Here is a 6,052-nt window from a genome sequence, read left to right on the forward strand (position 1 = left end):
GCCGAAAACAGCAACTGCACCTCTTCCAGTCCCTCGGGGCCGGGTTTTTCCAGAGGCACCAGCCCTACTTTAAAACGGGCGGCTGGCATTCCCAGGGCGCGAATCTCCTCGCTCGTCCTGCTCGAAATCCAGTCAGCGGCCTGGACACGGGCCTCGGAAAGCTGCCCGGCTGCAGCCAGCAGCGCGTTCCAGGCCGTTTCTTTTTGAGTGTAAAGTTCGACCAGACGATCTTCGGCGCCCTCGAGTACAGCCAGCTCGCGCCGCGAGGCCTCGGCAAACTCCAGGATGGCCGGAATGCCCGAACCGTACTTGCGCTCGAGTTTATCAATCAGGGCCAGACGGGCCTCCACCTCATCCAGGCGGCCAGGGTCAGCCTCGAGGCTCTCCAGGTAGTCCTCTAGTTCGCGGCTCACCGCCCGCAGGCCATCCAGGGCAGTCTCGAGATCCCGGCCCAGGTGCTCCAGTTCTGCATCAAAACGCCCGGCAGCCTTCACCTCTCTCGAGGCCAGGGTCACCAGGCCCAGCGCATCGCCATCCCCGCTGAGCGCAGCAATGGCCGCTGAAACCCGCTCGCGCAGGGTCTCTAAGTGGCGCAGGCGCTCCGCTTCCTGCAAAAGCCGCTCGTCCTCCCCCGGCACCAGTCTGGCCTGGTCAATTTCACTGGTTTGAAACCGCAAAATATCCCGCTTGCGCTCCCGCTCGCGGGCCGCTGCCTCGAGGCGTTCGGTCTCGCTCTGGATGGCCTGAAACTGCGAATAGGCACGGTGGTACTGCTCGATCCGTCGCGGCTCTACCTGCGAATCGAGCAGTCTGCGCTGGGCCTTGCGGCTGAAGAGGGCCAGGGCTGCGTGCTGGGCATGGATGGTCAGGTGTTGCGCGGCCTCCTCGCTCAGCTCCTTGAGGCTTACCACCTCACCCTCAATGCGCGGTGTGCTGCGCCCCAGGGAAACCTTGCGCGAAAGGCTCTTCCCGGTAAAAAAAGCGGTTACCAGCAGCGTATCGGCCCCGGTGCGCATCAGACCCTCGGCCTTTTCTCCCAGCAACAGCGATAGCGCATCCACCAGCACACTCTTGCCCGCGCCGGTTTCGCCGGTCAGCACCGTCAGGCCGGGGCCAAACTCGAGCGCAACCCGTTCCAAAACCGCCAAGTTTTGCACCTCGAGGCGTTCCAGCATACCCAAATGTAGGGTATCATACTGGTTTTGTTGATAACAGAATGGTGGTGGGGCCCATAAAAAATCTAGCCGACGCCTCCCCCGTTGTGGTCTTTGTCGCCGGGTCTACCCTACCGGCTCGTTGAAAGCATCCTGACCGCCGCGGGTCACAGGTCTATCGAAGTTCCGTACTCGAGGCTCGAGTACCGGGTACATCGGATGCCGGCGCGAGACCCGACCCGGCTCCAGGCCGGTATAGAGTATTTTTGTCTCCCACCAACCCTTATACTGTGGCCACTAAGGAGGTTCACATGATTCGCACTGTCGCCCTGGTTGGGCACAGCGGAAGTGGAAAAACCACCCTCGGCGAAGCGCTCCTCTACTTCACCGGGGGCAAGGATCGCATGGGCAAGGTGGAAGAGGGCAACACCACCTCGGACTATACCCCGGAGGAGAAGGCCCACCGGGTCTCGGTTCGTACAGCGGTGTTGCCCCTGACCTACCAGGGGCATCGGATCTACCTGCTCGATGCACCGGGCTATGCCGATTTTGTGGGAGAGATTCGTGGCGCAATGGAAGCCGCCGATGCGGCGGTGGTGGTGGTGCCCGCCGAGACTGGCGTACAGATCGGAACTGAACGGGCCTGGACCGTCGCCGAGCGGTTGGAGCTACCGCGCATGGTGGTCGTCACCAAGCTGGAAAAGGGCGGCGACTTTTTTGCTCTGCTCGAGGATCTGCGCTCCACCCTCGGACACATCATCCCGGCCCACCTGCCGCTCTACGATAATGGGCAGTGGGTAGGGCTGATTGATGTGCTGCACGATAGAGCCTTCCGCTACGTGAAGGGCCGCCCGGTGGTGGCCAGCATCCCCGAAGACCAGAGAGCAACCGTCGAGAAATACCGTAACGAAGCCCGCGAAGCCATCATCGAGACCGACGAAGCCCTGTTGGAGAAATACCTCGAGGGCGGCGAGGTGGAAGATGTGGCCCTCTCGAGGGCCTTCCACGAGGCGGTACGTAAAGGCCAGATCTACCCGGTAGCGATTGGCTCCTCGGGGGCCTTGATTGGCCTGGATATGCTGCTGGATCTGGTTCTGGAGGCCCTGCCCTCCCCCAGGGAGCGCTGGGGCGAAGGCAGTGCAGCCGCCAAAGTGTTCAAGGTGCAGGTAGACCCCTTTATGGGACAGGTGGCGTTTGCCCGGCTGTACCGGGGCAAGGTTAAGGTGGGCGACACCCTGCAGTCGGACAACGGCTCGGTGCGCCTGGCCCACCTCTATACGGCCAGGGGGAAGGACCTGGTGGAACTGGAAGAAGCCGAGGCCGGCACTATTCTGGCCCTGCCTAAAGCCGACCATCTACACAAAGGGATGGAACTTTGGCAGGGACAGAAGCTCGAGTTCCCCTCGGCCCGCCTGCCTGACCCCAACGTGATGATTGCCATTGCGCCCGAGTCTCGCAGCGACGAGACCAAGCTGGGCGATGCCTTACGAAAGTTGCTGGAAGAAGACCCCAGCCTGAAGTTTGAACGCAACCCCGAGACCTCCGAGCAAATCTTGTGGGGTATGGGAGACTTACACCTGGAAACCGCCAGGGAACGGCTGGCCGACTATGGGGTGAAGATCGCTAGCCGCCCCCCCAAAATCCCCTACCGTGAGACCATCCGCCGCAAGGCCGAGGGTCAGGGGAAGCACAAAAAGCAGTCGGGTGGGCACGGCCAGTACGGCGATGTCTGGTTGCGCCTGGAACCCCATGAGGATTACAAGTTTGACTGGGAGATTACCGGAGGCGTAATTCCCACCAAATACACCGAGTCGGTGGAAACCGGTATCAAAGAAGCCGCCCGGTCTGGGCCTCTGGCCGGCTATCCGGTAATCGGTTACCGGGCTGCTGTTTACCACGGCTCCTACCACGATGTGGACAGCTCCGACATGGCTTTCCAGCTAGCGGCTCAACTGGCATTTAGAAATGTAGTGGCCCAGGCCAGCCCGACCCTGCTCGAGCCGGTCTACAAGCTCCGGGTTTTCGTGCCCCAGGAGCGGGTGGGGGATATTCTCTCAGACATGCAGTCGCGCCGGGGCCGCATCCTGGGCATGGATCAGGAGGGAGCGCTGGCCGTGGTGAATGCCGAGGCCCCACTCGCCGAGATTCTGGAATACAGCCGCACTCTTTCGGGACTAACCCAGGGAACGGGAGCCTACAGCCTGGAATTCTCGCACTACGCCGAAGTGCCCCCCAACCTGGCCCAGAAAGTAATTGCCGGACGGCAAAAGGCCGAAGCCTAGGCTGCAGGGTCGGATCGCTGACCCCTCATGGTCATCCATGGGGGGTTTGGAATTTGCTCTCACGAAACCCTCGACCCGCATTAACACACCTTTTAGACTCCTTGCCTGTGGATTGAATCGTTCCCAAGATTCTTCTATGATCCTTAAGGGCTTTGTCCTATGGAGGAACCCATGGTTCATTTGCATCAATTGCGAAGCGTACTCGTCATAGGGCTGGCAGGTCTTCTTGCGGCCTGCGGTGGTCTTCAGCCCACCACCGAGCCGCTTTCCAGAGCCGATGCGCAGAAGCTCAGAGACTCCCTGCTTCAAAGCAACAAATACCTGGTCGCAGCCATTGCCCACCCTTCGGGGGTGGTCACCACCAGCAGCGTTGGGGGCCTCAACCTGCCTACTCCGGTAGCGAATCTGATTCTGGCTTCTGGGCTGGACCCTCAGGCCATTAACTGCACCGCCAGCGAAACGCCTCCCAGGGCCCAGCAGCAAGACCTGGACAACGACAAGATCCCCCTTCAGGCCAGCTACGCGGTGGATTGCACGGTGGGCGATACGCGGCTCAAAGGGGGCATTGTAATCAAGGATAAAAACGACAACGACCCCAGAAGCGGCTACACCGTAAACACCGACCAGTATGAACTCACCTTCAATACCGGTAAGTTCAATGAGTCGGGCATCAAGCTCGATCTGGATGTGGACGTAACCTGGAGCAACCCAGATTATGCCGTCCGTTACAACTTCAACTTTGAAATCTATGGCAGTGACGGGCGTTTTGGCACTACCTACGCCTACACCGCCACCTACGTCCCCGACAATGCCCAGACGCCGTTCACGGCTGGCACCCTCAACTATGATGGTTCGCTGGATTTCCGCACCGCTACCAGGCTCTACCGTCTGAGCGGCAAAGCCACAGCCCTCAAGTTCAGCAACACCTGCAAAGAAACCTTCGTCGGCGGAAGCTGGAGCCTGGAAGACACCCGTGGAAATAAGCTCCTGGTGGTCTACAACGCCTGCAACAACGTAACCGTCACCTATAACGGCGAAGCGCTGTAGCCCTGGCCCAACCATACAAGCCCAAATCCTGCACATCTTCTGACTCAGGCGAGTACCATATGTGTATGGCTCGCCTGATGATTTTGGTGGTGTTTTTGCTCGGCCCGGCCCTGGCCCAGAGTCTGCTAGCCCTGGCCCCCCAGGGGGCTGTGGCAGGTTTCTACATGAACGACCTTAGGGGCAGCCGCTACCTGAGCGGGCTGGCTACCGACTGGAAGCAGAGCGGCATGGAGGCCTTCTTGGGCCGCGAACTGCGTAAGCAGGCCGGCAACGATGCCGACCTGTTGGGCATCGCTGCGGGCGGCGTGGCGGTGGCTCTCTATAGCGATGGATTTTTTGTGGTGACCCGCCCCAGCGCTACCGCCATGCGGGCTCTGCGCCGGGATACCAGGGGGCTGCGCCCACAGGGCGGCTGGTTGGTGGGAAGCGACCAGGAGACCATGACTGGTTTTAGCCGCGAGCTGGCGTTTATTGCCACCCCCAAGTATGCCCGCTTGTTTTTGCAGAACCGCCGGGGCTTGCAGGCGCCGGTGCGAGGAGACATCGTGCTCTGGGGTACGCCGCCGCAAGACCTGTTGCAGAGCCTGAACCTGCCGGCCCGGGCCAGTGGTGCAGTCCGCACCCTCCGTCGCTTCAGCTATGCCATCCAGCTCACGGCTGGAGGCTACACCGAGGAGGCCCGACTGGACGTGAACCCAGCCCCCGACCCGGCGCTGGCCAGTCTACTGCTGCCCAAGGAACGTCCCTACAACGCCGCAGACCTCCCACAGGGCCTCGCAGTTTCGGTGGGCGTGCTGGATCTAGGGCGGGTAGGAGCCTACTTGCCCGGTCTGTTGCGCGAGTTCGATCTGCAGCTCAACCTCGATCTGCGGGCCTTTGGCTCGCGCTTTGCCGCCGTGACGGTTAAGGGGCCGCCGCCCGCCCCAGATGGGCGCAGTGAGGCCATCCTGGGCCACAGCCTGTTCTACTGGGAGGTGCGCGACCCTGCCACCGCTGAAGCCAATCTGCTGGCGCTGTTGCAGAGTCTGGCAGCCTTTGCGACCCCGGATGGACAGGGTGGTTTCAGGGTTCTTGGAAACGAAGGCGGCTTCAAAGCAGTGGAAGTGGGTCTGGCCGGAACCCTCTTCTACAAGCTCGAGCCCACCCGCCTGGTGCTGGCAACCAGCCGGACTGCCCTCGAGGCCCTCAACAACCCCCCCTGGGGCCAGGATCGCAACTTCCAGCGCTTCCGCGTCCGGGTTCCTGCCCATGCGGTTGGCTACACCTTTAGCAATCAGGGCTCGGCTTTGCAAGAGCAGCTTAGGCAGATCGGCACCACCCTACCCCAGACCATCGGCAGCGACCTCGACCAGCAGACCTCCCGCGAGCTTGCCCGAGCCCTCAGCGACTTCACCGATCGGCTGGCCAGGCGTTTTGGGTCAGGGCTTTCCTACGCCGTGGTGGAGGGCAACAGCCTGATTAGCCGGGGTTTCTACGAGGTACGCTGGTAAAAAGCGCCCACAGCGCTGAGACCTGGGCTTGGGAAGAAAAACCGACCGCCAGGGACACGAAATACCTATGAGTCAGGGC

The 6,052-nt window shown here is 61.5% G+C and carries 4 protein-coding genes; 3 read left to right on the forward strand and 1 reads right to left on the reverse strand.

The window, feature by feature from the left end; translation table 11 throughout:
- On the reverse strand, positions 1 to 1,175 hold a 1,175-nt coding region (locus Q0288_RS08350), incomplete at its 3' end, for an AAA family ATPase (RefSeq protein WP_299429435.1).
- Between the two features lie 290 nt (positions 1,176 to 1,465).
- Between Q0288_RS08350 and Q0288_RS08355 the strand changes: the two genes are divergently transcribed.
- The 3 genes from Q0288_RS08355 to Q0288_RS08365 all read left to right on the forward strand — a co-directional run bounded on the left by Q0288_RS08355 (position 1,466) and on the right by Q0288_RS08365 (position 5,973).
- On the forward strand, positions 1,466 to 3,436 hold the full coding sequence (locus Q0288_RS08355; RefSeq protein ID WP_299429436.1) for an elongation factor G: 1,971 nt from the start codon (positions 1,466 to 1,468) through the stop codon (positions 3,434 to 3,436).
- Positions 3,437 to 3,607: 171 nt separating this feature from the next.
- Positions 3,608 to 4,483, forward strand: coding sequence for a hypothetical protein (locus Q0288_RS08360; protein WP_299429437.1), 876 nt, complete (start codon positions 3,608 to 3,610; stop codon positions 4,481 to 4,483).
- Positions 4,484 to 4,548: 65 nt separating this feature from the next.
- Positions 4,549 to 5,973: a hypothetical protein gene (locus tag Q0288_RS08365; protein ID WP_299429438.1), complete on the forward strand. Its 1,425-nt coding sequence runs from the start codon at positions 4,549 to 4,551 to the stop codon at positions 5,971 to 5,973.
- Positions 5,974 to 6,052 lie beyond the last annotated feature (79 nt).

Source organism: uncultured Meiothermus sp. (assembly GCF_937863175.1).
GTDB lineage: Bacteria > Deinococcota > Deinococci > Deinococcales > Thermaceae > Meiothermus.

Excerpts from the sequence above, each read along its gene's own strand:
- Q0288_RS08360 (WP_299429437.1), top strand. The coding sequence starts at position 3,608 with ATGGTTCATTTGCATCAATTGCGAAGCGTACTCGTCATAGGGCTGGCA.
- Q0288_RS08365 (WP_299429438.1), top strand. The coding sequence starts at position 4,549 with ATGGCTCGCCTGATGATTTTGGTGGTGTTTTTGCTCGGCCCGGCCCTG.
- Q0288_RS08355 (WP_299429436.1), top strand. The coding sequence starts at position 1,466 with ATGATTCGCACTGTCGCCCTGGTTGGGCACAGCGGAAGTGGAAAAACC.